Genomic DNA, 26,006 nt, shown 5'->3' with positions numbered 1-26,006 from the left:
CCATGACCGAGATGGTCTTTGGCGCCACGCCCGTACGGGCGGGTGACCCGATTCTTCCACGTTGGTGGAGAACTATTGACAAATGGTCGCTGGCTTGCGTGCTGCTTCTGTTTGCGACCGGGTTGCTTCTGGGGCTGGCTGCGTCGGTGCCGTTGGCCGAGAAGAACCATCTTCCGCGTTTCTACTATGTCCAGCGTCAGGCGGTCTTTGGCGGGATGGCGATCTGCGTGATGCTGGTCCTGTCGATGCTGTCACCGCGGCAGATCCGGCGGATCGGCGTGATGGGCTTTCTTGCAGCATTTGCGTTGATCATTGCCTTGCCCTTCATCGGCACGGATTTCGGCAAGGGCGCAACACGCTGGCTCAGCCTGGGCTTCGTGTCGTTGCAGCCGTCCGAATTTCTCAAGCCGGGTTTCGTTGCGCTGTGCGCCTGGTTCATGGCCGCCAGCCAGGAGGTCGGAGGACCGCCGGGCAAGGCCTATTCCTTCGTTGCCCTGTTCACGGTGGTCATCCTTCTGGCGCTGCAACCCGATTTCGGGCAGGCCTCGCTGGTGCTGTTTGCCTGGCTGGTGATGTATTTCGTTGCCGGGGCGCCGATGATCCTGCTGTTCGGCGTGGCCGGCATGGCATTGGCCGGTGGTTTCTTTGCCTATGGCGCGTCAGAACATTTCGCACGCCGCATCAATGGCTTTCTGTCTCCCGACGTGGATCCGCGCACGCAGATCGGATATGCGACCAATGCCATTCAGGAAGGCGGTTTCTTCGGGGTCGGCGTCGGCGAGGGCACGGTGAAATGGTCCCTGCCTGACGCGCATACCGATTTCATCATTGCCGTGGCGGCCGAGGAATATGGCCTGATCATGGTCCTGGTCATCATCACGCTGTATTGCACGATCGTCGTGCGCTCTCTGTTGCGGCTGATGAAGGAACGCGATCCCTTCGTGCGCATTGCGGGCACCGGACTGGCCTGTGCCTTTGGCGTTCAGGCGCTGATCAACATGGGTGTTGCGGTGCGGTTGTTGCCCGCCAAGGGCATGACGCTGCCTTTCGTCAGCTATGGCGGGTCTTCGGTCATTGCCTCGGGGATCGCACTGGGAATGCTGCTGGCGCTGACGCGCACACGTCCACAGGGCGAAATGGCCGAAATCCTGCGACGGAGACGGTGATGAACGAACCTCTTGCCCTGATTGCTGCCGGTGGTACCGGAGGACATATGTTCCCCGCACAGGCCCTGGCTGAAATGCTGCTGGCCGAAGGTTGGCGGGTCAAGCTGTCAACCGATGATCGCGGCGCGCGCTATGCGGGCGGATTCCCCGATCAGGTGACGCGCAGCATCGTGAAATCGGCCACGACTGCCCGCGGTGGTCTGACAGGCAAGCTGATGGCGCCCCTCAAGATTGCTGCCGGAGTTTCTGCCGCGCGGGCCGAGTTTCGCAAGGACCGCCCTTCGGTCGTGATCGGCTTTGGTGGCTATCCGACCATCCCGGCGCTCGCGGCTGCGCTGACCATGGGCGTTCCGCGGATGATTCATGAACAGAACGGGGTGATGGGCCGCGTCAACCGCCTGTTCGCGCGTCGCGTTCAGCGCGTGGCCTGCGGCACATGGCCCACGGAACTGCCAGCGGGCGTGCAGGGCATCCATACCGGCAATCCGGTGCGCGCGGCGGTTCTGGACTTTGCGGCCAGTCCCTATCAGGCGGCCTCGGAAGGTGAAGAGGTTCACCTGCTGGTGATCGGGGGCAGCCAGGGTGCGCGCGTCCTGTCCGATGTCGTGCCCGCCGCGATCGCGGCGCTGCCCGATGATCTGCGCGGTCGCCTGCGTGTCAGCCATCAGGCCCGTGCCGAAGATGGTCAGCGGGTGACGGATGCCTATCGCGACGCCGGTGTGTCTGCCGATGTGCAGCCGTTTTTCACCGATGTGCCCGAACGTCTGGCGCGGGCGCAGCTGGTGATCAGCCGGTCGGGGGCCTCGTCCATTGCCGATATCTGCGTGATCGGTCGACCCGCCTTGCTGATCCCCTATGCCGCAGCGACCGGGGACCATCAGACCGCGAATGCCCGCGCGATGGAAACCGCGGGGGCCGCGCATATCCACCCCGAGGTCGGGCTTGATCCGGCGGCCCTGTCACAGGACATCCGCGACATCATGTCCGATCCTGCACAGGCAACGGAAATGGCCGCTGCCGCCTTGACACTTGGCCGGCCCGATGCGGCGCGGCGTCTTTATGATCTAGTCACGGAGATAATGTGATGAATGCCGCGACCAAGCTGCCCCACGAACTGGGCCCGATCCATTTCATCGGCATCGGCGGAATCGGCATGTCCGGCATTGCCGAGGTTCTGCTGACACTGGGGTATCAGGTGCAGGGCAGTGACCTGAAAAGCTCGAAGATCACCGAGCGGCTGGCCGGGCTGGGCGCAACCGTTTTCGAGGGGCAGCGCGCCGAAAATATCGGTTCTGCCGGTGTCGTGGTCATCTCGACCGCGATCAAGAAAGGCAATCCCGAGCTGGAAGAGGCGCGTCGCCGTGGTCTGCCCGTGGTCCGGCGCGCAGAGATGCTGGCCGAACTGATGCGGCTGAAATCCAACATTGCCATCGCCGGCACCCATGGCAAGACCACGACCACGACGATGGTCGCGACCTTGCTGGATGCAGGTGGCATCGATCCGACCGTGATCAATGGCGGCGTCATTCACGCCTATGGGTCGAACGCGCGGGCGGGCGAGGGTGAATGGATGGTGGTCGAGGCCGATGAATCCGACGGCAGTTTCAACCGGCTTCCTGCGGATATCGCGATCATCACCAATATCGACCCCGAGCATATGGAGCATTGGGGCAATTTCGATGCGTTGCGGCAGGGGTTCTACAACTTTGCCTCGGGCGTGCCCTTCTATGGGCTGGCCGTCTGCTGCACAGATCATCCCGAGGTTCAGGCCCTTGTCGGAAAGCTGACCGACCGCCGCGTGGTGACATTTGGCTTCAACGCACAGGCCGACGTGCGCGCGGTCAATCTGCGCTATGCAAAGGGCGTGGCGCATTTCGATGTGGCACTGCAGGGCGAAAGCGATGCTGAACATGCCGAGGTGATCAAGGGCTGCACCCTGCCGATGCCGGGAGACCACAATGTTTCGAACTGTCTGGCAGCCATCGCTGTCGCGCGGCATCTGGGCATGAAAAAGGCAGAGATCCGTGACGCCTTGGCGAAATTCGGTGGCGTGGGTCGTCGTTTCACGCGGGTCGGAGAGGTCGATGGCGTCACCATCATTGATGATTACGGACATCATCCGGTGGAAATCGCGGCTGTGCTGAAGGCGGCGCGGCAATCGACTGAAGGGCGCGTGATCGCGGTGCATCAGCCCCATCGCTTCTCGCGGCTGGCTTCGCTGTTCGACGATTTCTGCACATGTTTCAATGAAGCCGATGTCGTGGGCATTGCCGATGTCTATGGCGCCGGTGAAGACCCGATTCCGGGTGCCGGACGTGACGACCTGGTTGCCGGGCTGATCGCACATGGCCATCGCCATGCCCGCGAGATCCTGTCCGAGGATGATCTGGTGCGTCTGGTTCGTGAACAGGCGCGGCCCGGTGACATGGTTGTCTGCCTCGGGGCAGGAACCATATCTTCCTGGGCCAATGCTCTGCCAGCGCGCCTTCAGGGTCAGGCGGCGTGACCACGGTTCAGATCATGACCTTGGTCTTGTCCGGGGGTTGGCTGTTGCTGGGCTTCCTGTTGCCCCGCCTGCGCGGGATTCATGCGCTCCGCTGCTTCTGGGCGCTGATCGCCCTGGGCGTCCCGGCGCTGGGTCTGCTGACCCTGAGCTGGGGCCCGATGGCCGGTGCCGGAGGATTCGCGCTGGGGATGGCAATCCTGTTGTGCCAGCATGGATGGAAACGACAGAACGACAGCGTCACACCTCTGGATTAGCGGCTGGCGTGCCAGCCGCAGTTGACGGCCATTTGAACATATTGACGCAGAATTACCTGCTGGATACCTGCATTTCATGACACAACAGCTTCCCACCCCGCGCGGCGCCCTGACCGAAAACCGTCCTCTGGACAGTCTGACGTGGTTGCGGGTCGGCGGGCCGGCCGATTGGCTGTTCCAGCCAGCAGATATCGAGGATCTGGCCGATTTCCTGCGGGCGCTGGACCCCGCAATGCCGGTTTTCCCGATGGGCGTCGGCAGCAACCTGATCGTGCGCGATGGTGGTATCCGCGGGATCGTGCTGCGCCTCGGGCGCGGCTTCAACAACATCGAGATCAAAGATGATATCGTGACAGCGGGGGCCGCCGCGCTGGATGCACATGTGGCGCGCAGGGCGGCGGATGCCGGGCTGGACCTGACGTTCCTGCGCACGATTCCGGGCAGTATTGGCGGTGCCGTGCGGATGAATGCGGGATGCTATGGCACCTATGTGGCCGATCACCTTCTGTCGGCGCAGGCGGTATCGCGCGATGGGCGTGTGGTCACCCTTTCGCCTGACGATCTGGAATTCGGCTATCGCCATTCGACCCTGCCCGAAGGCTGGGTGCTGACGCAGGCGAGTTTCCGCGCTGATCGCGCTGATCCCGAAACGCTGCACGCCCGCATGGTGCAGCAACTCGCCAGGCGGGACGAGACCCAACCCACCAAAGAGCGCAGCGCGGGTTCGACCTTTCGCAATCCGGCCGGGTTCAGCTCGACGGGGCGGGCGGATGACACCCATGACCTCAAGGCATGGTCTCTGATCGACCGTGCCGGATTGCGCGGATACCGGCTGGGCGGGGCGCAAATGTCCGAGAAACATCCCAATTTCCTGCTGAATGCAGACCATGCCACGGCAGCAGATCTCGAGGCCCTGGGAGAGCTTGTTCGCAGGCGAGTCAAGGAAAGCAGCGGTCATGAATTGCAGTGGGAAGTCATCCGTATCGGTGACGCGCTTTCCCCCAAAGGTCGATAAATCGCGCAAGCCGGAAAATTGTTCTTTTGTGATCCAAGCTTTAGGGCTATCTTTTGACCATAAGCCGCAGGATCGGGACTAACCCGACCGCGTGATATGGAAAGAAGCCCGGGCAAACCGGGCACGAAAGGCACAGAAGTGGCGGGCAGGTCGAGCAGGACAGCCCACACCGTTGCAGTTCTGATGGGTGGCCCCTCAGCCGAACGTGAGGTGTCGCTGTCATCGGGGCGCGAATGCGCGAATGCGCTGCGGGTGGCGGGATATCAGGTGACCGAGATCGAACTCGGGCAGAAACGCGGCGATGATATCGTTGCGCGTCTGACTGAGGTTGCGCCTGATGTGGTATTCAATGCCCTGCATGGCCGTTGGGGCGAGGATGGCTGCGTTCAGGGCATTCTGGAATGGATGGGACTGCCCTATACCCATTCCGGCGTTCTGGCCTCGGCCATGGCAATGGACAAGACCGTTGCCAAACAGGCGTTTCGCGAGGCCGGTCTGCCGGTTGTCGAAAGCGTCATCGCAGATTCTGCCGAAGTTTCGCGCCGTCATGTGCTGCCCCCACCCTATGTGGTCAAACCCAATGACGAGGGGTCCTCGGTCGGTGTCTACATCGTGCATGACGGGGCCAATCAGCCGCCGCAGCTGTCTGACTCCATGCCCGAACGGGTGATGGTGGAAAGCTATGCACCGGGGCGCGAACTGACCACTGCCGTGATGGGGAATCATGCGCTTGGCGTGACCGAGATCCTGACGGAGGGCTGGTATGACTATGACGCTAAATACACCGTCGGCGGATCGCGCCATGTGATTCCCGCCGAGATCCCCGAGCCGATTCGTCAGGCATGTCTGGACTATGCATTGCGTGCGCATGAGGCATTGGGATGTCGCGGCCTGTCGCGCACCGATTTTCGCTGGGACGAGAGCCGGGGGATCGACGGGCTGATCCTGCTGGAGGTGAATACCCAGCCCGGCATGACGCCGACCTCTCTGGCACCTGAACAGGCGGCACATGCGGGGATCGATTTCCCCAGCCTGATGCGCTGGATGGTCGAGGACGCGCTATGCAGGACGTGATCGACCACCGCCCGCCGCGTCGGCTTGACGGTGCCGCGCAACAGCCGCGCGTCAAGCGTGATCCGGCGCCGTCGCGGCTGAAATACCGTCTGGAACGGATGTGGCTGACGCCGCTGTATCGCCGTATCGTCAGGATCGGCGTGCCGGTTTTTCTAGTCGTCACGACGGCGGGAATCTGGCTGTCGGACGAGGATCGTCGCACCGCGCTGACGGACAGTGTCATCGGGCTGATCGACAAGGTCCAAAGCCGTGAAGAATTCCAGGTCCGCATGATGTCGGTCGAGGGCGCCAGCCCGGTCGTCGAAAAGGCGCTGCGCACCATGCTGCCGGTGGATCTGCCGGCCTCCAGCTTTGACATCGACCTGCCGGCGCTGCGCCTGCAGGTGATGCAGCTGGACGCCATCGAAAGCATCGATTTGCGGATCAAGCCGGGCGGAATCCTTTCGGCGGTGGTGAAAGAGCGTCAGCCCGCGCTGTTGTGGCGTCATCGCCGCGGGATCGAGATTCTGGATGCGAACGGCCATCGTGTGGCCAGCGTCACCTCGCGGGATGTGCGTCCGGATCTGCCGCTGATCGCGGGGGAGGGGGCCGATCTGGTCACGGATGAGGCGCTGGAGCTGCTGGATGCGGCTGGCCCGATATTGCCACGTGTGCGTGGTCTGGTGCGACGGGGCGAGCGGCGCTGGGATCTGGTTCTGGACCATGATCAGCGGATCATGCTGCCGGCCGAAGGGGCCGTGATCGCGCTGGAGGCGGCGATGGCGTTGAACAGCGCCGAAGATATGCTGGGACGTGATGTGAAGGTGGTGGACCTGCGCGATCCGTCGCGCCCGGTGCTGCGCTTGGGACTGGACGCGCGCAATACCATCCGCCTGGCGCGCGGGCTGCCAGAGCTTGGGCCGGACGGGAATGTCATCGAGGACGGGAAGAAGGGGGGCTGAGGCAGGATGACCGAATTGTATCAGACACAACGAGCCATGCGGAATATCCGGCGTGCGGCGCTGCAACGTGGTGTGATCGGGATTCTTGACATCGGCACCTCGAAAATTGCCTGCATGGTGCTGCGCTTCGACGGCACGGGCACCTTTCGCGAAACCGATGGTGTGGGGCCGATGGCCGGACAGGCGAATTTCCGGGTGATCGGCGCTGCCTCGACCCGGTCGCGTGGGGTCCGCTATGGCGAAATCGAGACCATGGCCGAAACCGAACGCGCCATCCGAACGGTCGTGGCCGCGGCACAAAAGCTTGCCGGGGTGCGCGTCGATCACGTGATCGCCTGTCTTTCGGGGGGGCGGCCGGCCTCTTACGGTCTGGCCGGAGAGATCGTGCTGGAATCGGGCAAGGTGTCCGAACATGACGTGGCCTCGGTCCTTGCGGCCTGTGATGTCCCCGATTTTGGCCGCGGTCGCGAGGTGCTGCATGCGCATCCGGTCAATTTCGCCGTCGACAACCGCAGCGGACTGGGCGACCCGCGCGACCATCTGGGCAACAAGCTGGCCTGCGACATGCATGTTCTGACGGTCGATGGCGATGTCATCGGCAATGTCGTGCAATGTATCCGTCGTTGCGACCTTGAACTGGCCGGGGTGGCATCGGCTTCATATGCCTCGGCGCGGGCAAGCCTGGTCGAGGACGAGCAGGAGCTTGGCGCCGCCTGTATCGATTTCGGCGGTGGTGGCACCGGCGTTTCGATCTTTGTCAAGAAACACATGATCTTCTCGGACACCGTCCGCATCGGCGGCAATCTGATCACCCAGGATATCGCGCAGGGCCTGCGGGTTCCCCTGGCCATGGCAGAGCGGCTCAAGACCCTGAATGGCGGGGTCGAGGCCACCGGCTGGGATGATCGCGAGATGATCGAGGTGGGCGGCGAGACGGGAGATTGGGAATCCGACCGGCGCACGGTCAGCCGGGCCGATGTGATCGGCGTCATGCGTCCGCGGGTCGAGGAAATCCTGGAAAATGTCCGTCAGGTTCTGGACGCGGCAGGATTCGATTACATGCCCAGTCAGCAGATCGTCCTGACCGGGGGGGGCAGCCAGATTCCGGGCCTGGACGGGTTGGCGGCGCGGATTCTTGGCCCCAACATTCGCTGCGGACGTCCGCTGCGGATTGACGGTCTGGCTCATCAGTTGACCGATCCCAGCTTCTCCAGTGCGGTGGGGCTTGCCCTCTTTGCGGCTCATCCGCAGGACGAGTGGTGGGATTTCGAAATGCCGGCAGAGGCCTATCCGGCCCGCAGCCTGCGACGTGCGTATCGCTGGTTCAAGAATAACTGGTGATCGAAACCTGACGGGATATGGGGCGGCTGCACTGCGGCCACCATATTCTGCACGACTGGCAAGATGCCGCCTATTTTGCAGCGTCGATGACCCATATTTTGCGGCGTAAAACCGTTTTAATGGTGACGTGACAGCTGCTAGGCGTTACGATTGACGGGAATACCCGGGGGATTCGAACGGGCGGCACGGCTCGGCGAGAACAGCGATAAACAGGCGGAAACCATGAACCTCAATCTGATGATGAATGACGAAGACGAGCTGAAACCCCGCATCACCGTGTTCGGTGTTGGCGGTGCGGGCGGCAACGCGGTCAACAACATGATCGAGAAGAAACTCGACGGGGTCGAGTTCGTGGTTGCCAATACCGACGCCCAGGCCCTGGCACAATCGCATGCCTCCAGCCGTGTCCAGATGGGCCCGAAAGTCACCGAGGGGCTGGGCGCCGGTGCCAAGCCTTCGATCGGAGCCAAGGCGGCCGAAGAAACCATCGAGGATATCGTCGATCACCTGATGGGCGCGCATATGTGCTTTATCACGGCCGGCATGGGCGGGGGCACCGGAACCGGTGCCGCGCCGATCATCGCGCAGGCCGCGCGGGAAATGGGGATCCTGACCGTCGGTGTCGTGACCAAGCCGTTCCAGTTCGAAGGCACCAAACGGATGCGTCAGGCTGAGGAAGGCGTAGAAGCCCTGCAGAAGGTTGTCGACACGCTGATCATCATTCCCAACCAGAACCTGTTCCGGCTGGCGAATGAGAAGACCACATTCACCGAGGCCTTCGCCATGGCCGATGACGTGCTGTATCAAGGCGTCAAGGGTGTGACCGACCTGATGGTCCGTCCGGGGCTGATCAACCTGGACTTCGCCGATGTTCGCGCCGTGATGGACGAGATGGGCAAGGCCATGATGGGCACCGGCGAGGCTTCGGGCGAGAACCGCTCGCAAGAGGCAGCCGAACGCGCCATCGCCAACCCGCTGCTGGATGAAATCAGCCTGAACGGCGCACGCGGCGTGCTGATCAATATCACCGGCGGCTATGACATGACGCTGTTCGAACTGGACGAAGCCGCAAATGTCATTCGCGACAAGGTCGACAGCGATGCCAATATCATCGTCGGTTCGACGCTGGACCCCGATATGGATGGCAATATTCGCGTTTCGGTCGTTGCGACCGGCATCGACGCATCGGTCAGCGTGGCGGATGTGCCGGCTCCGCGTCGCAGCATTGCCGAGCCCCTGACGCAGAATCCTTCGGCCACCCAAAAGGCCGAGCCTGCGCCCGCGCAGCAGGAAGAGCCGCAACGCCGGACCGCGGCGTCGGAGGACACACAGCAGGCCGAGCAGGGCGCCAAGGACGACATGCCCGCCCCGGCCTATCAGCCCGCCAAGGAAGCGACGCGTTCCAATGCCGTGCGGATCGAGGATGATCTGACCGATTTCGTTGCACCGCGCGCGCCCGAAGGAACGCGCGGCCAGCCGACACCGCAGGTCATGGATCGTCTGCGTCGTGCAGTTGAAAACCACGAGGGTCAGCGTTCTCAGGCGGCTGCCTCTCCGGCGCGTCCGGCTGCGCCGCAGCCCCAGCAAGGCGATGTCAATCGCACGCATAACCGCATGAGCGGCCTGGGCCGGATGCTGGAGCGTATGGCCGGTCACAACAGCGAAGCCGGTGCCGGCGGACAGCGTCCTGCAGGTGCCTCGATCGCAGAGCGCGTCAATGACCGTGTCGCGGCCCGTGCACGTCAGCAGGAAACCGATTTCGACGATCTGGCCAATCCCGATCACGGTCAGGACAATGTCGAGATCCCGGCATTCCTGCGCCGGCAGGCCAACTGACAGGATCATCAACCTGTCACATCTGAAATCCTGAAAAGGTCGCCTTGGGCGGCCTTTTCTGTTTTTATTTCAAGATGATGTTCCGAGCGCTCTGCGATTTCTCGCTCTATTCGTCACGAATGTTTCATGTGGTTACAATTCGTTAATTGAAGGAATGCGCCGGGGGGCATAGCTGGATATGCAGCGGGTCGTTCCATGTCCCGAAACAGCATTCGAAGGCAGTCACGTCATGCAGGCAACATTGAAAAAGATGGTCAGCTTCACCGGAGTGGGTTTGCATTCGGGTGCTCAGACTAGACTGGATATCTTGCCTGCGCCCGCCGGTCATGGCATCGTCTTTCGCCGGACGGATCTGACACCTTCGGTCGATATTGCCGCGCGCTGGCACAATGTGACCCCGTCGAAATTGTGCACGCTGCTGGACAATGGCGATGGCGTGACCCTGTCCACGGTCGAACATGTGATGGCGGCTTTGGCCGGAACGGGTATTCACAATGCCATGATCACCGTGGATGGCCCCGAAGTGCCGATCCTTGACGGTTCGGCCGCCCCCTTCGTCGAGGCGATCTTGCAGGCCGGTATTCGGACACAGGCGGCCCGGCTTCGGGCGATTCGCGTGCTGCGGCCTGTCGAGGTCCGCGATGGTGAAGCCTTTGCCCGCCTGACGCCCGCCGATCATCTCGAGATCGATTTTCAGATCGACTTTGTCGATGCCGCGATCGGCCATCAGGAAAAACGCCTGGACATGGCCAATGGTGCCTTCCTGCGTGAACTGGCCGACAGCCGGACGTTCTGTCGCCGTGCTGATGTCGAGATGATGCGCAAGAACGGTCTGGCGCTTGGCGGCACCTATATGAATGCGGTGGTCGTTGATGGCGCCAAGGTTCTGTCGCCGGGCGGTTTGCGCCACCGCGACGAGGCCGTGCGCCACAAGATGCTCGACGCCATGGGCGATCTTGCCCTGGCCGGGTCGCCGCTGCTTGCCCGTTATACCGGGCATCGCGCCGGACATGCGATGACCAACCGGCTGCTGCGCGCCCTGTTCGCCGATCCGACGGCCTGGGAATGGGAAGTCTGCTCGGACGCGCTGGAAACCCGTCTGCCCGGTGCAGGCGTGGCCGGCTATGCCCGGCCGGCACAGTCATTTCAGGTGGCCGTCTGATCCTCAAGAGACCACGTGATCACGGCGGTTCGCGGCTTGGGCGGCGGGTCGCAGAAGATATGCTTTCCTTTTCGCGTGAAATTCAACAGATTGCCATTTTGCGCCCCCCGATGTTCTATGCTAGGACGTGCCGGCAGCCCGGCCTCAAGCGGGCCGACGCAGGGCAGAATCGTAGGGCAGGGTGAATATGGCGCGCTCGAAAATATCGGCTTCCTTGGTGGCTGTGTTGCTGGCGGGGATGACACTGACGGGTTGTTCCTCGGGCAAGGATGGCGACGCTGACAGGAAGAATCTTGATCGTTTCACGGCGGAAGAGATCTATAAACGCGGCGAGTTCGAGCTGGAAAACAGCGCGAAGCCCAAGGACGCGGTATTCTATTTCAGTGAAGTCGAACGGCTCTATCCCTATTCGGAATGGGCAAAGCGCGCGCTGATCATGGAGGCTTATGCAAGCCATCGCGCCAAGGAATACGAAGATGCGCGCTCGGCCGCGCAACGTTTCATTGATACCTATCCGGGCGATGAAGACGCCGCATATGCGCAATATCTGCTGGCGCTGTCCTATTACGATCAGATTGATGAGGTCGGCCGCGATCAGGGCCTGACCTTCCAGGCGCTGCAATCGCTGCGTGAAGTCATCGAACGCTATCCCGACAGCGAATATGCGCGCAGCGCGATCCTGAAATTCGATCTGGCCTTCGACCATCTTGCCGCGAAGGAAATGGAGATCGGCCGCTATTACCTCAAGCGAGGGCATTACACGGCGGCGATCAACCGGTTCCGCGTCGTGGTTGAGGAGTTCCAGACCACGACCCAGACGCCCGAGGCCCTGATGCGTCTGGTCGAGGCCTATCTGGCGCTTGGCCTTTATCCCGAGGCGCAGACCGCCGGCGCGATTCTGGGCCATAACTTCCAGAGTTCGCCTTTCTATCGCGATGCCTATCAGCAATTGCGCGGTCAGGGCTTGTCGGCGGACGCGACCGGTGACAACTGGCTGACGAAAGTCTATCGCCAGATGATTCAAGGAGAATGGCTGTGACGCCAGCCCGATCGGGCTAGCGTGGCCATTTGCGCCCACATGCTGCGATCACTGGATATTCGGGACATGCTGCTGATCGACCGGCTCGAGCTTGGGTTCGGGCCGGGATTGAACGTTCTGACCGGGGAAACCGGCGCGGGAAAATCCATTCTTCTTGATTGCCTGGGATTTGTGCTGGGGTGGCGTGGTCGCGCGGACCTGGTACGGCAGGGGGCCACACAGGGCGAGGTGACCGCCGTCTTCGATTTGCCCCCCAATCATCCCTCGAGAGCCGTGCTGGCCGATGCGGGGATCGAGGTCGAGGATGATCAGCTTATCCTGCGTCGGATCAACGGCGGGGACGGGCGCAAGACCGGCTTTGTCAATGACCGGCGCGTTTCGGGCGAGGTTCTGCGGCGCTTGTCGGAAACGCTGGTTGAATTGCATGGTCAGCATGATGATCGCGGATTGCTGAACCCGCGCGGGCACCGTGCCTTGCTGGATGCCTATGGCGGCGTGGATCTGAGCGCGATTCGCAAGGCATGGAGCACCCGCAAAGAGGCCGGACGTTTGCTTGAAGAGGCCCTGGCGGCCCAGGCGGCGGCGCGCGAGGAAGAGGAATTCCTGCGCCACGCGGTGAAGGAGTTGGAGGATCTGGCCCCCGAGGCGGGCGAGGAAGCGACGCTGGACAGCAGCCGGCGCAACATGCAGGCCGCCGAACGCATCCGCGAGGATGTGCAGCGTGCACTGGCATTGCTGGGGGCCGAGGGCGCGGAATCTGCCATGGTCGAGGCAAGCCGTTGGCTGGAAGGCGCGGCGGACAAGGCCGAAGGACGGTTGGACGCGCCGATTTCAGCCCTGTCGCGTGCCCTGATCGAATTGGGCGAAGCCTATCAGGGTGTCGAGGATGCGCTGTCGGGGATGGATTTCGATCCCTATGCGCTGGAAGCGGTGGAAGAACGCCTTTTCGCGCTGAGGGCTCTGGCGCGGAAGCACTCGGTTCTAGCCGATGATCTCGCCGGACTGGCCGCGCAACTGCGCGACCGTCTGGACCGTCTGGATGCCGGGGATCAGCGGATTGCAGAATTGCGCCAGTCCGCGGCTGCAGCAGATGCGGAATATGACCGGCTGGCCACCGAACTGACCGAAAGGCGACGGCGGGCGGCGGCTGATCTGGACAAGGCAGTGTCCGCCGAACTGGCTCCGCTGAAGATGGAGCGGGCTGTCTTTACCACCGGCATCAGCCCCGGTGAGGCCGGGCCCGAGGGGCGTGACATCGTCGCATTTACCGTGGCCACCAATCCCGGAGCGCCTGCCGGGGCCCTGGACAAGATTGCCTCGGGCGGCGAACTGTCGCGCTTTCTGCTGGCGCTGAAGGTCTGCCTGGCCAAGGGCAATGACGCGCTGGTGCTGATATTCGATGAAATCGATCGGGGGGTTGGCGGGGCGACCGCCGATGCCGTCGGACGTCGTCTCAAACGTCTGGCCGAGGATGCACAGGTTCTGGTCGTCACCCATTCCCCGCAGGTCGCGGCGCAGGGGGCCAATCATTTCCGGGTATCGAAATCGGTTCACGACGGCATGACCACCTCGACCGTGACTCCGCTTGAACGTGATGACCGCATAGATGAAATCGCGCGGATGCTGTCGGGCGACAGGATCACCCAGGCGGCATCGGATGCAGCCATCTCCTTGCTGGAGGGCTGAGGCGCCGCTGCGGCGCTAGTCGGTCAGTCTGACCACGTCGCGCAGGATCGACTGGATCTTTCCGCTGTCGGGGTCGATGCGCATCAGCTGGTTCCCTGCAAGAGCGAATACGCTGCCCGTAGGCGGTGTGCCCAGCCCATAGCGTCCGGGGCGCTGGACCAGATCGATGCTGTCCATATCCACGGTTTCGCCGACTCGAAGCGCGGCGGCGGGCGCAGCAGAAGAATGCTGTGCCAGAAAGCCATTCTGCTGCGACATGTCTTGTGCCGTCATCGGCATGGAGGACAGAGCCAGCATCAAGCCCGGTGAAGCCACCAGCGCCAGAATGTGCAGTCGCATGATGAGATTCCTTTTCAGTCGGGAACCGAACAAGGAATTTGTGCTTCAGGTTCCCCGATCAGCCAGGCAACCCCATCACCTTGTGGTGATGGGGTCCGGCAATCAAGGGTCGAGGGTTCAGCTTTCGCCAGAGTGACGGCTGCGCGCCGCGAATCGGGGCAGCATGGCCGAGAAATCGCGACCATTGCCGTCTTCATCCTCGACAAAGGTCTTGTATTGCTCGGTGGCCAGGGCACCCATCGGGGTGTCGGCATCCACATCCTCGGCCGCGGCCTGGGCCAGACGCAGATCCTTCAGCATCAGTTCCGCCGCGAACCCCGGCTTGTAATCATTGTCTGCCGGGGATTGCGGTCCCACACCGGGTGCCGGGCAATAGCTGTTGATCGACCAGCTGGCCCCCGAACTGGTCGAGACCACGTCGAACATCTTCTGGCGGTCCAGGCCCAGCTTGTCGGCCAGCGCAAAGGCTTCGCAGGTGGCCAGCATGGTGACGCCAAGGATCATGTTGTTGCAGATCTTTGCGGATTGTCCGGCACCGGCCTCGCCGCAGAGCACGGCTTTCTGGCCCATGATGTCCAGCAGCGGCGCGACGATATCGAAATCCTGCTGCCGCCCGCCGACCATGAAGGTCAGGGTTCCGGCCTGTGCGCCGCCAATGCCGCCTGACACCGGCGCATCCAGCGCGCCCAAGCCCGCAGCCAACGCCTGTTCGGCCACCGTGCGCGCGCTGGCAACATCGACGGTCGAGCAATCGCAGAACACCGCACCTTCGCGCATCGCCGGGATCACCTGATCGGCCACGGCCCGCAGGATCTGGCCGTTGGGCAGCATCGAGATGACGACATCGGCATCTGCTGCGGCCCCGGCGGCGCTATCGACGGCCCGAACGCCATCGGGCGCGGGGGCGGCGGTATCGAATCCTGCGACCTCATGGCCTGCCTTGGCCAGGTTGGCGGCCATGGGGGCGCCCATATTGCCAAGCCCGATAAATCCGATCTTCATTTTCCTGTCTCCCATTTCATTTCATGCTCTCCCAGGGGCGCCAGCATCCTGTCCAGATTCTCGGGGGACGGATCGGCCTGCCAGTTCGGGTTGCGGTCCTTGTCGATGATCTGGGCGCGCACGCCTTCCAGGAAATCCGCGAATTCGGTGGCGCGATAGGTAAAGCGGAATTCGCGCGCCAATGATTCGCGAATGCTGGGGTCACGTCGCGCCTCGCGCACCATGCGCAGCCCCGCCGCCATGGACAGCGGCGAGTTGCGCCGGATGGCTTTGAGCGAGGATTCATCGCCCGCCTCTTCCAGAGCCGCAGTGATCGACTTGAGATCGGGCTGGCCAAAGGGCGACAGATCGCGGGTTGCCAGCGGCGATTCGGGCGGGGTTTCGCCCTTGATCCGGTTGAAATCTCCGGTCTGTTCCAGTGTCCGGATCAGTTCCGGCCATCTTGCCTCGGGCAGATAGACATCGGCAAAGCCGGCATGAATGGCGTCCCCGGCCCCCATGCGTCCGCCGGTCAGCGCCAGATATTCGCCAATTCGTCCGGGTGCATGGGCCAGAAGCCATGTCCCACCGACATCGGGAATCAGGCCGATTCCGGATTCAGGCATGGCAATCTGGCTGCTGTCGCCAACGATGCGCTGTTGTGCATGGCCGCCGATGCCGACGCCGCCGCCCATGATGAAACCCTGCATGAAGGCGACGATGGGCTTGGGATACTCTGCGATCGTGGCATTCAGCAGGTATTCGTCGCGAAAGAAGGCCCGTCCGACACTGTGATCACCGGATATTCCGGCGCGATAGACCGCGGCGATATCGCCTCCGGCGCAGAACGCCCGGTCGCCCTCGGCATCGATCACCACAAGGCTGACTGCCGGATCGTCGCACCATGCGTCCAGCGCCGCCTGTATTTCCAGCGCCATGTCGTGGCTGAGCGCATTCAGCGCCTTGGGACGGGTAAAGGTGATGCGCCCGGCCTTGCCCGAGATGCGGATGTTCAGATCTTGCACGCGTTACCCCCGTTCTGCCAATAGGCTGCGACCAATGATCAGCCGCATGATTTCATTCGTGCCTTCCAGAATCTGGTGAACGCGCAGGTCGCGCACGATCTTCTCGATCCCGTAATCGGCCAGATAGCCATAGCCGCCATGCAGCTGCAGGCATTGGTTTGCCACATCGAATGCGCGATCCGTGACATAAAGCTTGGCCATGGCGCAGAATTTCGAGGCATCCGGCGCGCCTTGATCCAGTTTCCATGCTGCCTGACGCAGGAATATCCGCGCCGATTGCAGGGCGGTTTCCATCTCGGCCAGCCGGAATTGCAGCGCCTGGAACTGGTCGAGGGATTTTCCAAAGGCCTTGCGTTCGCCCATATAGGTCAGCGTCTGGTCCAAGGCAGCCTGAGCGCCACCCAGGGCACTGGCAGCGATATTCAGGCGTCCGCCATCGAGACCGGCCATGGCATAGCTGAAGCCCTTGCCTTCTTCGCCCAGCAGATTGCTTGCCGGGATCATGCAGTCGTCGAACTGGACCTGTGCGGTGGGTTGCGCGCGCCAGCCCATCTTGTCTTCAAGCCCGCCAAAGGACAGGCCCTCGGTTCCGGTTTCGACAAGCACGGTGCTGATGCCCCTGGGGCCCTCGGCACCGGTGCGCACCATCACGACATAGAGATCCGAATAGCTGCCGCCCGAGATGAAGGCCTTGACGCCATTCAGCTTGTAACCCTGATCGCTGGCCTCGGCACGGGTGCGCAGCGCGGCCGCGTCCGATCCGCTGCCCGGTTCGGTCAGGCAATAGCTGGCCAGCTTTTCCATGCTGCACAGGCCGGGAAGCCAGGTCGCGCGGGCTTCATCGCTGCCGAACTTGTCGACCATTCCGGCGCACATATTGTGGATCGAAAGGAATGAGGCAACGGAAGGGCAGGCCATCGACAGTGCTTCGAAGACCAGCGTCGCATCCAGTCGCGACAGGCCAGATCCGCCGTTTTCCTCGCGCACATACAGCCCGCCAAATCCCAGCTGTGCGGTTTCTGTCCAGAGGCTGCGCGGGATGGTGCCCTGCGCTTCCCATTCGCGGGCGTGTGGGGCAATGCGGGACTGGCCAAAATCCCTGGCCATGTCAAAGATTGCCTGCTGCTCTTCACTGAGCGCGAAATCCATCTGATGTCTCCCCCCATCCTCTCATGAATTAAACGATTGTTTAATTGTCGGCGTTGATATCCGTTTCTGCAAGTGGCCCTTGATCATGCCCGGCAGGCGGCAAGACGGCACCGCGCGGATGTATCGAAAGAGTGCAGGCGTCAGGGGCAGCCGATCGGAGTTTCGCAAGGGCCGAATGTCCGGCGGACAGATCGGCAAGCTGCCGATTGACGGCGGCCCTGGGAATGAACATGGGCTGTGCGGTCACGATCCTGCCCTTTCTGATCCGCCGAGACCGGGACGCGAATCGAAGACGCGCGTCCCTTGATCGTCGTCTTGTGACGACCCGGGATATCCCCGGATCGTCCGAGCGCATAGGCTTGTGAGCCAGGGTTTAGTCCATGGCCTTGAAGTTGAACTCGCCACCGTCCTTGATGCCCGAGGGCCAGCGGGCGGTGACTGTCTTGGTCCGTGTATAGAAGCGGAACGCATCGGGACCATGCTGGTTCAGGTCGCCAAAGCCCGATTTTTTCCAGCCACCAAAGGTGTGATAGGCCAGCGGAACCGGGATCGGAACGTTCACCCCGACCATGCCGATATTGATGCGGCTGGCGAAATCGCGCGCGGCATCGCCATCGCGGGTAAAGATCGCGGTGCCATTGCCATATTCATGGTCCATGGCCAGTTTGATCGCTTCTTCATAGCTGCCGGCGCGGACAGTCGACAGGACCGGACCGAAGATCTCGGTCTTGTAGATGTCCATGTCGGGGGTGACGCGGTCGAACAGATGCGGACCGACGAAGAAGCCTTCTTCATAGCCCTGCAGGCTGAAGTCACGACCATCCACGACAAGTTCCGCACCCTGATCGATGCCTGTCTGCACCAGACGCAGGATGTTTTCCTTGGCAGCCTTGGTGACCACGGGGCCGTAATCGACATCATCGCCAGCGGTATAGGGGCCGACTTTCAGCTTTTCGATCCGCGGGATCAGCTTTTCGATCAGCGCATCGGCGGTTTTCTCGCCCACGGGAACCGCAACCGAAATCGCCATGCAACGTTCGCCCGCAGCGCCGAAACCGGCACCCACCAGCGCATCTGCTGCCTGATCCATATCGGCATCGGGCATGATGATCATGTGGTTCTTCGCACCGCCGAAGCACTGGGCACGTTTGCCCGTCGCCGCTGCGCGTTCATAGATATATTGCGCGATCGGGGTCGAGCCGACAAAGCCCACGGCCTGGATGATCTCGCTGTCCAGAATGGCGTCGACACTGTCCTTGTCGCCATTGATGACCTGCAGCACGCCGTCGGGAAGGCCGGCTTCCTGCAGCAGTTGCGCCAGCATCAGCGGCACCGAGGGGTCGCGTTCCGAGGGTTTCAGGATCATCGCGTTGCCGGCAGCCAGCGCCGGACCCATTTTCCACAGCGGGATCATGGCCGGGAAGTTGAAGGGCGTGATGCCTGCAACGACACCCAGGGGCTGACGCATCGAATACATGTCGATGCCGGTCCCGGCGTTGTCGGTATATTCACCTTTCAGCAGATGCGGTGCGCCAATGCAGAATTCGATCACTTCCAGACCGCGCTGCACGTCGCCCTTGGCATCGGGGAAGGTCTTGCCATGTTCCGAGGACAGCGCCTCGGCCAGCTTGTCCATGTCGCGATTGATTAGACGGACGAATTCCATCATGACGCGTGCGCGTCGCTGCGGGTTGGTGGCACCCCATTTGACCTGAGCGCGGGCGGCGCTTTCGACGGCGGCATCAAGCTCGGCCTTGGTGGCCAGGCTGACCTTGGCCTGCACTTCGCCGGTGGCAGGGTTGTAGACATCCGAGAAACGTCCCGAAGTGCCCTTGTATTCCTTGCCGTCAACCCAGTGATGGATCTCTTTCATTGCATCCTCCATATCGCATTGGCGAAAGGATAGCCTTGCGGAAATGCCGGTAAAAGAGGCATGTTAACAAAAACGTTTTGCGTTTTTGCAAAGGATGACGCTGTGGATTGGGATGATCTTCGCATTTTTCTGGCTGTGGCGAGGTCGGAAAGCCTTTCCGGGGCAGGGCGGCGCCTTGCCATGGATGCCTCGACCGTGGGGCGGCGCATTGCGCGGCTGGAACATGACATCGGGGCGACGCTGTTTGCCAAGACTCCGCAAGGCTACAGGCTGACGGCGGAAGGCGGTCGGCTGGTTGCGCCGGCCGAGGCGGCCGAAAAGGCGGCCAAGGCCGCCAATGAAGCCACCCGGCAAGAGGCGGGTATCAGCGGCGTCCTGCGGATCGGTGCGCCTGACGGCTGTGCGAACTACCTGTTGCCGCAGGTCGCCCATAAGCTGTGCGAGGCGCATCCGGGGCTCGAGGTGCAGATCGTTGCCTTGCCCCGTGTGGTGAACCTGTCCAAGCGCGAGGCCGATATGGCCATTGCCGTCTCGCCCCCCGATACGGGGCGGCTGACCGTGCAGCGGCTGACCGACTATCACCTGCATCTGGCCGCCCATCGCGACTATCTTCAACGCCATCCGGACATTCGCGATCTGCCGGATCTTCGCCGTCACCGGATGGTCGGCTATATTCCCGACATGATCTTTGATCGCGAGCTGGACTATCTGTCCGAAACCGGGGTTCAGACTGCCCAGATCACCTCGAATTCGGTCTCGGTGCAGATGCAGGCGATCCGCGCGGCGGCGGGGCTGGGCATCGTTCATGACTTTGCCATTCCCTTCGCCCCTGATCTGCAGGTCATCCTGCCGGATCGAATCGCGCTCAAGCGCAGCTTCTGGCTGCTGCGCCATGCGGATGATCGCGGGTCACGTCGAATGAACCTGCTGGCCGAGGCCCTGACCCATAATCTGCGGGCAGAGACAGCGCGTCTGGAGGGCCTGGTGCGGGCAGGCATGACGCGAGACACTTGACGCGGGACGAATAGGGGAAAAGGATAAACCTGATACTACGCTGAAGGGAGTACAGGTCGATGCTGGTCAAACAGTTGCTATCCATGAAGGAAACATCCGGCAAGCCGGGGATTGCGGCAGCGACGATTGTCACGATCCGTCCCGATGCGACCTTAGCCGAGGCTGCCAGGGTGCTGTGCGAACAGCGTATTGGTGCCATCGTGGTCTCCGAAGACGGCAAGACCCCGGCCGGGATCCTTTCCGAGCGGGACATCGTGAAGCAGCTTGGCCTGAAGGGGCCCGAGGTGCTTTCAACCACGATCAACGAGGTGATGACCCGCGAAGTGCAGACCTGCGTGACGGGCGATGATGCCATGTCCGTGCTGGAACGCATGACCGAAGGGCGGTTTCGCCATATGCCGGTGGTCGATGAGAACGGGCATATGCTGGGGCTGGTCTCTATCGGGGATGCGGTCAGCGGGCGGCTGAAGGAACTGTCGGCCGAGAAAGAGGCCCTGACCGGGATGATCATGGGCAGCTAGGCGCGTTTTTCGCGGTGCCGTTGCATTCAGGGCTGGAATCGGGTTTTCCTGTCGGGATCAAGGACGAGGATGACTGCCCATGCGTATTGGCCTTTACCCCGGCACGTTTGACCCGATCACGCTTGGGCATGTCGATATCATCGAACGCGCCATGGCTCTGGTGGACCGGCTGGTGATCGGCGTTGCGATCAACCGTGACAAGAAGCCATTGTTTGACCTGGACGAGCGGGTCAAGATGGTGCGCGCGGAATGCGACAAGATCGCGGCAAGAACCGGAGGGGAGATCCTTGTTCACCCCTTTGAAAACCTGCTGATCGATTGCGCGCGCGACGTCGGCGCGGGGGTGATCGTGCGGGGGCTGCGGGCCGTGGCCGATTTCGAATATGAATTCCAGATGGTGGGCATGAACCGTGCCCTCGATTCCAGTATCGAGACGGTCTTCCTGATGGCCGATGCGCGCCGACAGGCGATTGCCTCGAAGCTGGTCAAGGAAATTGCCCGGCTGGGCGGTGACGTCTCGCAATTCGTCACCGAGCCGGTCAAACAGGCGCTGCACGCCCGCTTTTGCTGACGCTGTGCTTTTTATTGCGTGGTTCTGCGATCCGGCCTAACCTTTGGGGTGACTCTGCGCCATATGGAGAGCCGATATGACCCCAGAGACCGGGGATGACAGGCCGCAGCCTGTCGATCCCGTCGTTCTTCAGCCGGATATCCTGCCGCCACCGGCCCATATCTCCATGTCCGATCTGGGTACGGTGCTGGTGGCCGGATGGCGTGATTTCCGCCGCGCGCCGGCCTTTGGCCTGTTCTTCAGTGCATTCTATGTTCTGGGCGGACTGGTCCTGGCGCTGGTGGCTTTTGCTGCGGGACGGGACTGGTGGCTGATTCCCTTCGTCCTTGGCTTTCCCTTGATCGCGCCTTTTGCGGCCATTGGCCTTTACGAGGTCAGCCGACGGATCGAGATGGAAGAGCAACTGGACTGGCCGTCGGTGCTGCGCGTGGTCTTTGCGCAGAAGGACCGGCAGGTGCCTTCGATGGCAATGGTGGTGCTGTTGCTGTTCATGTTCTGGGTTTTCGTGGCCCATACGGTGTTTGCACTGTTCATGGGGGTGTCATCGCTGACCAATATCACCTCTTCTGCGGCACTGATCTTCGAAGGGCGCGGGCTGGTCATGCTGCTGGTCGGAACGGTGATCGGTGCGGGATTTGCCGCGGTGCTGTTTTCATTCACCGTGGTCGGTCTGCCGATCCTGCTGGAACGTGAGGTCGATTTCATTACCGCCATCATCACCTCGGTTCAGGCAGTCACGGCCAATCCATTGGTGTTGCTGGTCTGGGCGGCCATGATTGCGGGACTGCTGTTCCTGGCGATCATCCCGTATTTCCTGGGACTGCTGGTCGTTCTGCCCGTGCTGGGTCATGCAAGCTGGCACATGTACCGCCGCCTGCTGCCGGATCCGGACTGAGATCCCATCGTTTGCATTGCCGGAGAGAGGGGATGTCTGTGGTTCCTGCGATGGCGTGGGGTCACGGCTGGGCAGGTCTTGTTTCCGGTCGGCGGCGTCAAGGGGGGCACAATGCGAAACGGCCCGCAAATGGCGGGCCGTTGGCAAGCGGATGGGATGGGCCTGCTCAGCTGGCGGTGGGGGCTGCCAGTTTCTTGGTGCCACCATTGGCAAGCGGATCTTCCTGCCGTTGCACCGAGCCTTCGAAATGGGCCCCGGATTCGATCGCGATCGTCTTGTGGATGATGTCGCCTTCGACGCGTGCGGTGGCCGTCAGGCGAACCTTCAGACCGCGGACGCGTCCGATGACACGACCGTTGACAACCACGTCGTCGCCGACAATTTCGCCCTTGATCGTGGCGCTTTCACCAATGACCAGCTGATGGGCGCGGATGTCGCCTTCGACATTGCCTTCAATCTGGATGTCGCCATCCGTGCTGATGTTGCCGCTGACCTTCAGATCCGACGACAGGACCGAGGGCGTGTTGCGCATGCGAGATGCCGCAGGCGCCGATTCTGTCGGCCGTTCCGGGGCCGGGGCCGGGGTCGCCGGTGCCGAGGTCTCGGGGGCGGAGGTCGCGGTGGATTGTTGTGAACGGGTCTCTGTCACGCGGGTCTTAGAAAACATTGCTAGCTGCCTTGATGAAGGTCATCGGGTCGACTGCCCGACCTTTCATCCGTACCTCGTAATGCAGATGCGGACCGGTCGAGCGTCCGGTATTCCCCATATCACCGATCAGATCGCCTTGCGACACCCTTTGCCCCTTCTTGACGCGGATTCGCGACAGGTGACCAAAACGCGTTTCCACGCCCAGTTCATGCTGGATCTTGATCAGGTTGCCGTAACCGTTCTGGCGGCCCGCAAAGGTGACCACGCCATCGCCGGTGGCATAGATCGGCGTGCCCACCGGAGCGGCCATGTCGATGCCCTCATGCATCCGGCCCCAGCGGCGACCAAACCCCGATGAATAGCGAAAGTTGGATTTGACCGGCATGGCCAGAGGCAGTTTCTCAATGGCGATGCGATAGGTGTTCATCTGGTCCAGCGTGACGATGATCTGCTTCGCCTTGGTTTCTTCCTTCGACAGGGCAGCATTGCCACGTGTGGATTGCGACAGGGGGGTCAGAGGGCCGCCTTGACCAGAAAACCCGCTGCGAATGGTGCGCAGCACTTCGTCGGGGTTCATGCCGACGGAACGGAACACCTTGTCCAGCGGTTTCACCGAAACGGTGACCGCGTTTTCAAGCTGGTTGAGGATTTCGTCGTTGCGGGCAATGATTTCATCCCGCTGCTCTTCGACATCCGCAAGAGTCGAGCGGGCCGTTTCCGCCTCGTGCAGGGCCTCGACGCGCTCTGCCGCAGCCGTGCGCAGTTCTTCGGACAGCACGTCCAGCGTGACCGACAGTTCGTCATCGACGCTGCCGTGGTTGCTGGAAGGATCCTTGTCGCCAGCTGCCGCGGCAAGCCGCTGCGCGTCATCGCGTTCGTTCATGGCTTCGCGCAAGGTCTGCTGAACCACCTGAAGCCCGGTTTCCAACTCGCGGCGGCGCTCGTCCATGGCCAGCAGCTTGGACTGCATTTGCGAAACCTGGTCCAGGGCCACGGTAAAACGTTGCTGCGCCGCGACTGCTTCGGCTGCGCGGGCGTCGCGTTCGGCCGAAAGCTCATCCAGACGTTCTTCGAAGGCATCCTGTGCCCGCAGCGCCTGATCACGGTGAGAACCGGAGCTGATCGTGTCGATGACCAGGATGGAACTGGCAATCAGGGTCCAGCCCAGAACTGCCACTACCCCGCCCAGCCCCAGCAATTGGGTCAACGGGCGCAGCCTGACGAAACGCGTGGCCCCGTCCGAGCGCAGGAAAAGGCGCTGTTCGGGCAGGATGCGTTCCAACGAGCTGTTCAGGCGGTTCACGAAGTTCAGTGACAAGATATGTCCCCCGGCGACACACCCCTGTTCAGTCCGGGGCACTCTGGTTCCAGTCCTATGGCGGTAAACAGGAGCCGTGCCTTCATGGCAACACGTCCGGTCCGCCATGGCGGAGAAATGGGCGAATACACGCCCGAGCGGCGAATTTCCGCCGAAGAATTCGGCCATTCACGAGAATATCAGGTGATTTCATAGGGCAGTGGCCCGCTGCGGTCTGCCGGGATGCGCAGGGGGCGGTCGATTGGGGGGACCGATCTCTGGTGGCAATCTGGCCGCGGACAGATGCGACAGGAAATGCCGATCGGCTCGAAGGCCTGTGGCTGGTTCAGATCCAGCCCGTCGGCATAGACCATGCCTTCGGCATGGGCGATTTCGCAGCCCAGGCCGATGGCGAAGCGGCGCACCGGCGCATTGAAGACCCCGGCCTGTTTCGAGACTTCGCGCGACAGCAGCAAATAGCGGACTCCATCCGGCGTCTCGGCAAGCTGGCGCAGAAAGCGCCCCGGTTGTTCGAAGGCCCGATGGACATTCCACAGCGGACAGGCACCGCCAAAGCGGGCAAACTGCAACCGGGTGGCAGAATGACGCTTGGTGATGGTTCCGGCCTGATCAACGCGCACGAAGAAGAACGGCACGCCCTTGGCGCCGGGCCGTTGCAGGGTGGACAGCCGGTGCGCGACCTGTTCAAGGGATGCATTGAACAGATGCGACAGACGTTCAAGGTCATGCCGCTCGGTCTGGGCCGCAGCCAGAAAATCGCGATAGGGCATCAATGCGGCACCGGCAAAGTAATTCGCAAGGCCAAGCCGGGCGATCTCGCGCGCGGTCGGATTGCGAAAACGCGCCAGATCCAGCGTTGCCTCAAGCAGGTCCGACTGACGTTCCAGCGCGACCAGATGCAACAGCTGGAACAGTCGCGTCGCCGCCTCGGCCGAGGCATTGACCGCGATGACATTGCCTTCGCGGCGAAAGACCGCATTCGCGGGCAGTTCGACCAGCGACACGGTGATATTGTTCTGAGCCAGGGCCGAGACGGCTGCCTGCCACAGGTCTATCCTTTGGCCTTGAGGGCAGGCGAAACGTTCCGCCGCGCGGTCCACTGCGTCAATATAGTTGTCGCAATAATGGAAGAAGTCGCGCACTTCCTCCCAGGGCGTCGACAAGGCATTCTGTCCGGCGGCACCGATGGCTTCGTCCAGAGCGGCCAGGCGTTCCTGGCCCTGCCGATGCGCCCGGTAGAGATCCAGGAATGCCCGCGCCAGAACCGGAGCATTGGTGGCCGCTAGCCGAAGATCGGCAAGGGGCGGGGTGGTATCAAACAGCGGATCGGCCAGTGCCTCCTGCATGTCGATCACCATGCGTTCGGCATCGCCCGCCGCCAGGGTGGTCAGATCTATGCCGAATTCCTGGGCAAGGCGCAGCAGAACCCCGGCCGAGATGGGGCGATGATTGTTCTCCATCTGCGACAGATAGGGCAGAGAGACCCCCAGCCGTTCAGCAAAGCGTTTCTGGGTCAATCCGCCCCGGGCGCGGGTTTCGCGCAGGGCCGTGCCGGCGTAAATCTTTTGGGTGGCCATTCTTGCCTCCGTTCTTTGCAAATAAGGCTGTAGCCTTTGCAAAGTCCTTCGGGCAAGCCCCTTGCTGCCGGTGG

At 62.2% G+C, this 26,006-nt stretch carries 24 protein-coding genes; 16 read left to right on the top strand and 8 right to left on the bottom strand.

The genetic code is table 11. The features are described from left to right. The first annotated feature begins 2 nt into the window (after positions 1-2). From ftsW to recN, 12 genes are all read left to right on the top strand, one after another. Positions 3-1,166 (top strand): putative lipid II flippase FtsW, encoded by a 1,164-nt coding sequence (gene ftsW, locus JHW44_RS10950; RefSeq protein WP_089344455.1) that lies wholly within the window; start codon positions 3-5, stop codon positions 1,164-1,166. Then, on the top strand, positions 1,166-2,251 hold the full coding sequence (locus JHW44_RS10945; RefSeq protein WP_089344456.1) for a UDP-N-acetylglucosamine--N-acetylmuramyl-(pentapeptide) pyrophosphoryl-undecaprenol N-acetylglucosamine transferase: 1,086 nt from the start codon (positions 1,166-1,168) through the stop codon (positions 2,249-2,251). Before ftsW ends, JHW44_RS10945 begins: the two co-directional genes overlap by 1 nt. Beyond that, the gene (gene murC / locus JHW44_RS10940; protein ID WP_089344457.1) at positions 2,251-3,672 is read left to right on the top strand and encodes a UDP-N-acetylmuramate--L-alanine ligase; all 1,422 of its coding nucleotides are present in this window, start codon (positions 2,251-2,253) and stop codon (positions 3,670-3,672) included. The genes JHW44_RS10945 and murC overlap by 1 nt, the downstream gene beginning before the upstream one ends. Before the next feature lie 14 nt (positions 3,673-3,686). Continuing rightward, positions 3,687-3,926, top strand: coding sequence for a DUF2484 family protein (locus JHW44_RS10935; protein ID WP_179217725.1), 240 nt, complete (start codon positions 3,687-3,689; stop codon positions 3,924-3,926). A 76-nt stretch (positions 3,927-4,002) separates the two neighbouring features. Continuing rightward, positions 4,003-4,941: a UDP-N-acetylmuramate dehydrogenase gene (murB, locus tag JHW44_RS10930; protein WP_089344459.1), complete on the top strand. Its 939-nt coding sequence runs from the start codon at positions 4,003-4,005 to the stop codon at positions 4,939-4,941. Between the two features lie 183 nt (positions 4,942-5,124). Then, entirely contained in the window at positions 5,125-6,015 is an 891-nt protein-coding gene (locus JHW44_RS10925) for a D-alanine--D-alanine ligase (RefSeq protein ID WP_245847118.1), read from the top strand. Continuing rightward, positions 6,003-6,956, top strand: a complete 954-nt coding sequence (locus JHW44_RS10920) for a cell division protein FtsQ/DivIB (protein ID WP_089344461.1) — start codon at positions 6,003-6,005, stop codon at positions 6,954-6,956. The genes JHW44_RS10925 and JHW44_RS10920 overlap by 13 nt, the downstream gene beginning before the upstream one ends. 6 nt (positions 6,957-6,962) lie before the next feature. Beyond that, entirely contained in the window at positions 6,963-8,297 is a 1,335-nt protein-coding gene (ftsA, locus tag JHW44_RS10915; protein WP_089344462.1) for a cell division protein FtsA, read from the top strand. Between the two features lie 222 nt (positions 8,298-8,519). Continuing rightward, positions 8,520-10,133: a cell division protein FtsZ gene (gene ftsZ / locus JHW44_RS10910; protein WP_089344463.1), complete on the top strand. Its 1,614-nt coding sequence runs from the start codon at positions 8,520-8,522 to the stop codon at positions 10,131-10,133. 229 nt (positions 10,134-10,362) lie between these two features. After that, the gene (gene lpxC, locus JHW44_RS10905) at positions 10,363-11,295 is read left to right on the top strand and encodes a UDP-3-O-acyl-N-acetylglucosamine deacetylase (protein WP_089344591.1); all 933 of its coding nucleotides are present in this window, start codon (positions 10,363-10,365) and stop codon (positions 11,293-11,295) included. Between the two features lie 187 nt (positions 11,296-11,482). Next, positions 11,483-12,334: an outer membrane protein assembly factor BamD gene (locus JHW44_RS10900; RefSeq protein ID WP_089344464.1), complete on the top strand. Its 852-nt coding sequence runs from the start codon at positions 11,483-11,485 to the stop codon at positions 12,332-12,334. Positions 12,335-12,373: 39 nt separating this feature from the next. Continuing rightward, on the top strand, positions 12,374-14,020 hold the full coding sequence (gene recN, locus JHW44_RS10895; protein ID WP_089344592.1) for a DNA repair protein RecN: 1,647 nt from the start codon (positions 12,374-12,376) through the stop codon (positions 14,018-14,020). Between the two features lie 15 nt (positions 14,021-14,035). On the opposite strand, the gene JHW44_RS10890 is transcribed toward recN, so the two are convergent. From JHW44_RS10890 to JHW44_RS10870, 5 genes are all read right to left on the bottom strand, one after another. Continuing rightward, on the bottom strand, positions 14,036-14,359 hold the full coding sequence (locus JHW44_RS10890; protein WP_089344465.1) for a hypothetical protein: 324 nt from the start codon (positions 14,357-14,359) through the stop codon (positions 14,036-14,038). Between the two features lie 117 nt (positions 14,360-14,476). Then, positions 14,477-15,361, bottom strand: coding sequence for a 3-hydroxyisobutyrate dehydrogenase (gene mmsB, locus JHW44_RS10885; protein WP_089344466.1), 885 nt, complete (start codon positions 15,359-15,361; stop codon positions 14,477-14,479). Next, entirely contained in the window at positions 15,358-16,365 is a 1,008-nt protein-coding gene (locus tag JHW44_RS10880; protein WP_089344467.1) for an enoyl-CoA hydratase/isomerase family protein, read from the bottom strand. Before JHW44_RS10880 ends, mmsB begins: the two co-directional genes overlap by 4 nt. Positions 16,366-16,368: 3 nt before the next feature. Further along, positions 16,369-17,514 carry an acyl-CoA dehydrogenase family protein gene (locus JHW44_RS10875; protein WP_089344468.1) on the bottom strand — a complete coding sequence of 382 codons (1,146 nt, stop codon included), beginning with the start codon at positions 17,512-17,514 and terminating at the stop codon, positions 16,369-16,371. Positions 17,515-17,887: 373 nt separating this feature from the next. Next, a complete protein-coding gene (locus tag JHW44_RS10870) occupies positions 17,888-19,387 on the bottom strand; it encodes a CoA-acylating methylmalonate-semialdehyde dehydrogenase (RefSeq protein ID WP_089344593.1) in 1,500 nt (499 codons plus the stop codon). Between the two features lie 102 nt (positions 19,388-19,489). On the opposite strand from JHW44_RS10870, the gene JHW44_RS10865 reads away from it, so the two are divergent. The 4 genes from JHW44_RS10865 to JHW44_RS10850 all read left to right on the top strand — a co-directional run bounded on the left by JHW44_RS10865 (position 19,490) and on the right by JHW44_RS10850 (position 22,388). Further along, positions 19,490-20,401 carry a LysR family transcriptional regulator gene (locus JHW44_RS10865; protein ID WP_089344470.1) on the top strand — a complete coding sequence of 304 codons (912 nt, stop codon included), beginning with the start codon at positions 19,490-19,492 and terminating at the stop codon, positions 20,399-20,401. Positions 20,402-20,460: 59 nt separating this feature from the next. Further along, the gene (locus JHW44_RS10860; protein WP_089344471.1) at positions 20,461-20,922 is read left to right on the top strand and encodes a CBS domain-containing protein; all 462 of its coding nucleotides are present in this window, start codon (positions 20,461-20,463) and stop codon (positions 20,920-20,922) included. A gap of 79 nt (positions 20,923-21,001) precedes the next feature. Further along, positions 21,002-21,493 (top strand): pantetheine-phosphate adenylyltransferase, encoded by a 492-nt coding sequence (coaD, locus tag JHW44_RS10855; protein WP_089344472.1) that lies wholly within the window; start codon positions 21,002-21,004, stop codon positions 21,491-21,493. 76 nt (positions 21,494-21,569) lie between these two features. Beyond that, positions 21,570-22,388 (top strand): DUF2189 domain-containing protein, encoded by an 819-nt coding sequence (locus tag JHW44_RS10850; protein ID WP_089344473.1) that lies wholly within the window; start codon positions 21,570-21,572, stop codon positions 22,386-22,388. A 166-nt stretch (positions 22,389-22,554) separates the two neighbouring features. Here JHW44_RS10850 and JHW44_RS10845 read toward each other — a convergent pair whose 3' ends face one another. From JHW44_RS10845 to JHW44_RS10835, 3 genes are all read right to left on the bottom strand, one after another. Further along, positions 22,555-23,055: a bactofilin family protein gene (locus JHW44_RS10845; protein ID WP_089344474.1), complete on the bottom strand. Its 501-nt coding sequence runs from the start codon at positions 23,053-23,055 to the stop codon at positions 22,555-22,557. Then, positions 23,045-24,355, bottom strand: a complete 1,311-nt coding sequence (locus JHW44_RS10840) for a DUF5930 domain-containing protein (RefSeq protein ID WP_473093030.1) — start codon at positions 24,353-24,355, stop codon at positions 23,045-23,047. Before JHW44_RS10840 ends, JHW44_RS10845 begins: the two co-directional genes overlap by 11 nt. A gap of 179 nt (positions 24,356-24,534) precedes the next feature. Beyond that, positions 24,535-25,932 (bottom strand): helix-turn-helix domain-containing protein, encoded by a 1,398-nt coding sequence (locus tag JHW44_RS10835; RefSeq protein WP_089344475.1) that lies wholly within the window; start codon positions 25,930-25,932, stop codon positions 24,535-24,537. Positions 25,933-26,006 lie beyond the last annotated feature (74 nt).

The organism is Paracoccus seriniphilus, from assembly GCF_028553745.1.
Classification (GTDB): domain Bacteria; phylum Pseudomonadota; class Alphaproteobacteria; order Rhodobacterales; family Rhodobacteraceae; genus Paracoccus; species Paracoccus seriniphilus.
Note: the sequence above shows the minus strand (reverse complement) of the source record. Positions and strands in the feature narration are given on the sequence as shown.

Coding starts and splice junctions, on each gene's coding strand:
- JHW44_RS10945 (WP_089344456.1), top strand. CDS start 1,166: ATGAACGAACCTCTTGCCCTGATTGCTGCCGGTGGTACCGGAGGACAT.
- JHW44_RS10935 (WP_179217725.1), top strand. CDS start 3,687: ATGACCTTGGTCTTGTCCGGGGGTTGGCTGTTGCTGGGCTTCCTGTTG.
- coaD (WP_089344472.1), top strand. CDS start 21,002: ATGCGTATTGGCCTTTACCCCGGCACGTTTGACCCGATCACGCTTGGG.
- JHW44_RS10925 (WP_245847118.1), top strand. CDS start 5,125: ATGGGTGGCCCCTCAGCCGAACGTGAGGTGTCGCTGTCATCGGGGCGC.
- JHW44_RS10860 (WP_089344471.1), top strand. CDS start 20,461: ATGCTGGTCAAACAGTTGCTATCCATGAAGGAAACATCCGGCAAGCCG.
- murB (WP_089344459.1), top strand. CDS start 4,003: ATGACACAACAGCTTCCCACCCCGCGCGGCGCCCTGACCGAAAACCGT.
- JHW44_RS10845 (WP_089344474.1), bottom strand. CDS start 23,055: ATGTTTTCTAAGACCCGCGTGACAGAGACCCGTTCACAACAATCCACC.
- JHW44_RS10875 (WP_089344468.1), bottom strand. CDS start 17,514: ATGGATTTCGCGCTCAGTGAAGAGCAGCAGGCAATCTTTGACATGGCC.
- ftsA (WP_089344462.1), top strand. CDS start 6,963: ATGACCGAATTGTATCAGACACAACGAGCCATGCGGAATATCCGGCGT.
- JHW44_RS10920 (WP_089344461.1), top strand. CDS start 6,003: ATGCAGGACGTGATCGACCACCGCCCGCCGCGTCGGCTTGACGGTGCC.
- ftsZ (WP_089344463.1), top strand. CDS start 8,520: ATGAACCTCAATCTGATGATGAATGACGAAGACGAGCTGAAACCCCGC.
- murC (WP_089344457.1), top strand. CDS start 2,251: ATGAATGCCGCGACCAAGCTGCCCCACGAACTGGGCCCGATCCATTTC.
- JHW44_RS10900 (WP_089344464.1), top strand. CDS start 11,483: ATGGCGCGCTCGAAAATATCGGCTTCCTTGGTGGCTGTGTTGCTGGCG.
- recN (WP_089344592.1), top strand. CDS start 12,374: ATGCTGCGATCACTGGATATTCGGGACATGCTGCTGATCGACCGGCTC.
- mmsB (WP_089344466.1), bottom strand. CDS start 15,361: ATGAAGATCGGATTTATCGGGCTTGGCAATATGGGCGCCCCCATGGCC.
- ftsW (WP_089344455.1), top strand. CDS start 3: ATGACCGAGATGGTCTTTGGCGCCACGCCCGTACGGGCGGGTGACCCG.
- JHW44_RS10850 (WP_089344473.1), top strand. CDS start 21,570: ATGACCCCAGAGACCGGGGATGACAGGCCGCAGCCTGTCGATCCCGTC.
- lpxC (WP_089344591.1), top strand. CDS start 10,363: ATGCAGGCAACATTGAAAAAGATGGTCAGCTTCACCGGAGTGGGTTTG.
- JHW44_RS10890 (WP_089344465.1), bottom strand. CDS start 14,359: ATGCGACTGCACATTCTGGCGCTGGTGGCTTCACCGGGCTTGATGCTG.
- JHW44_RS10870 (WP_089344593.1), bottom strand. CDS start 19,387: ATGAAAGAGATCCATCACTGGGTTGACGGCAAGGAATACAAGGGCACT.
- JHW44_RS10835 (WP_089344475.1), bottom strand. CDS start 25,932: ATGGCCACCCAAAAGATTTACGCCGGCACGGCCCTGCGCGAAACCCGC.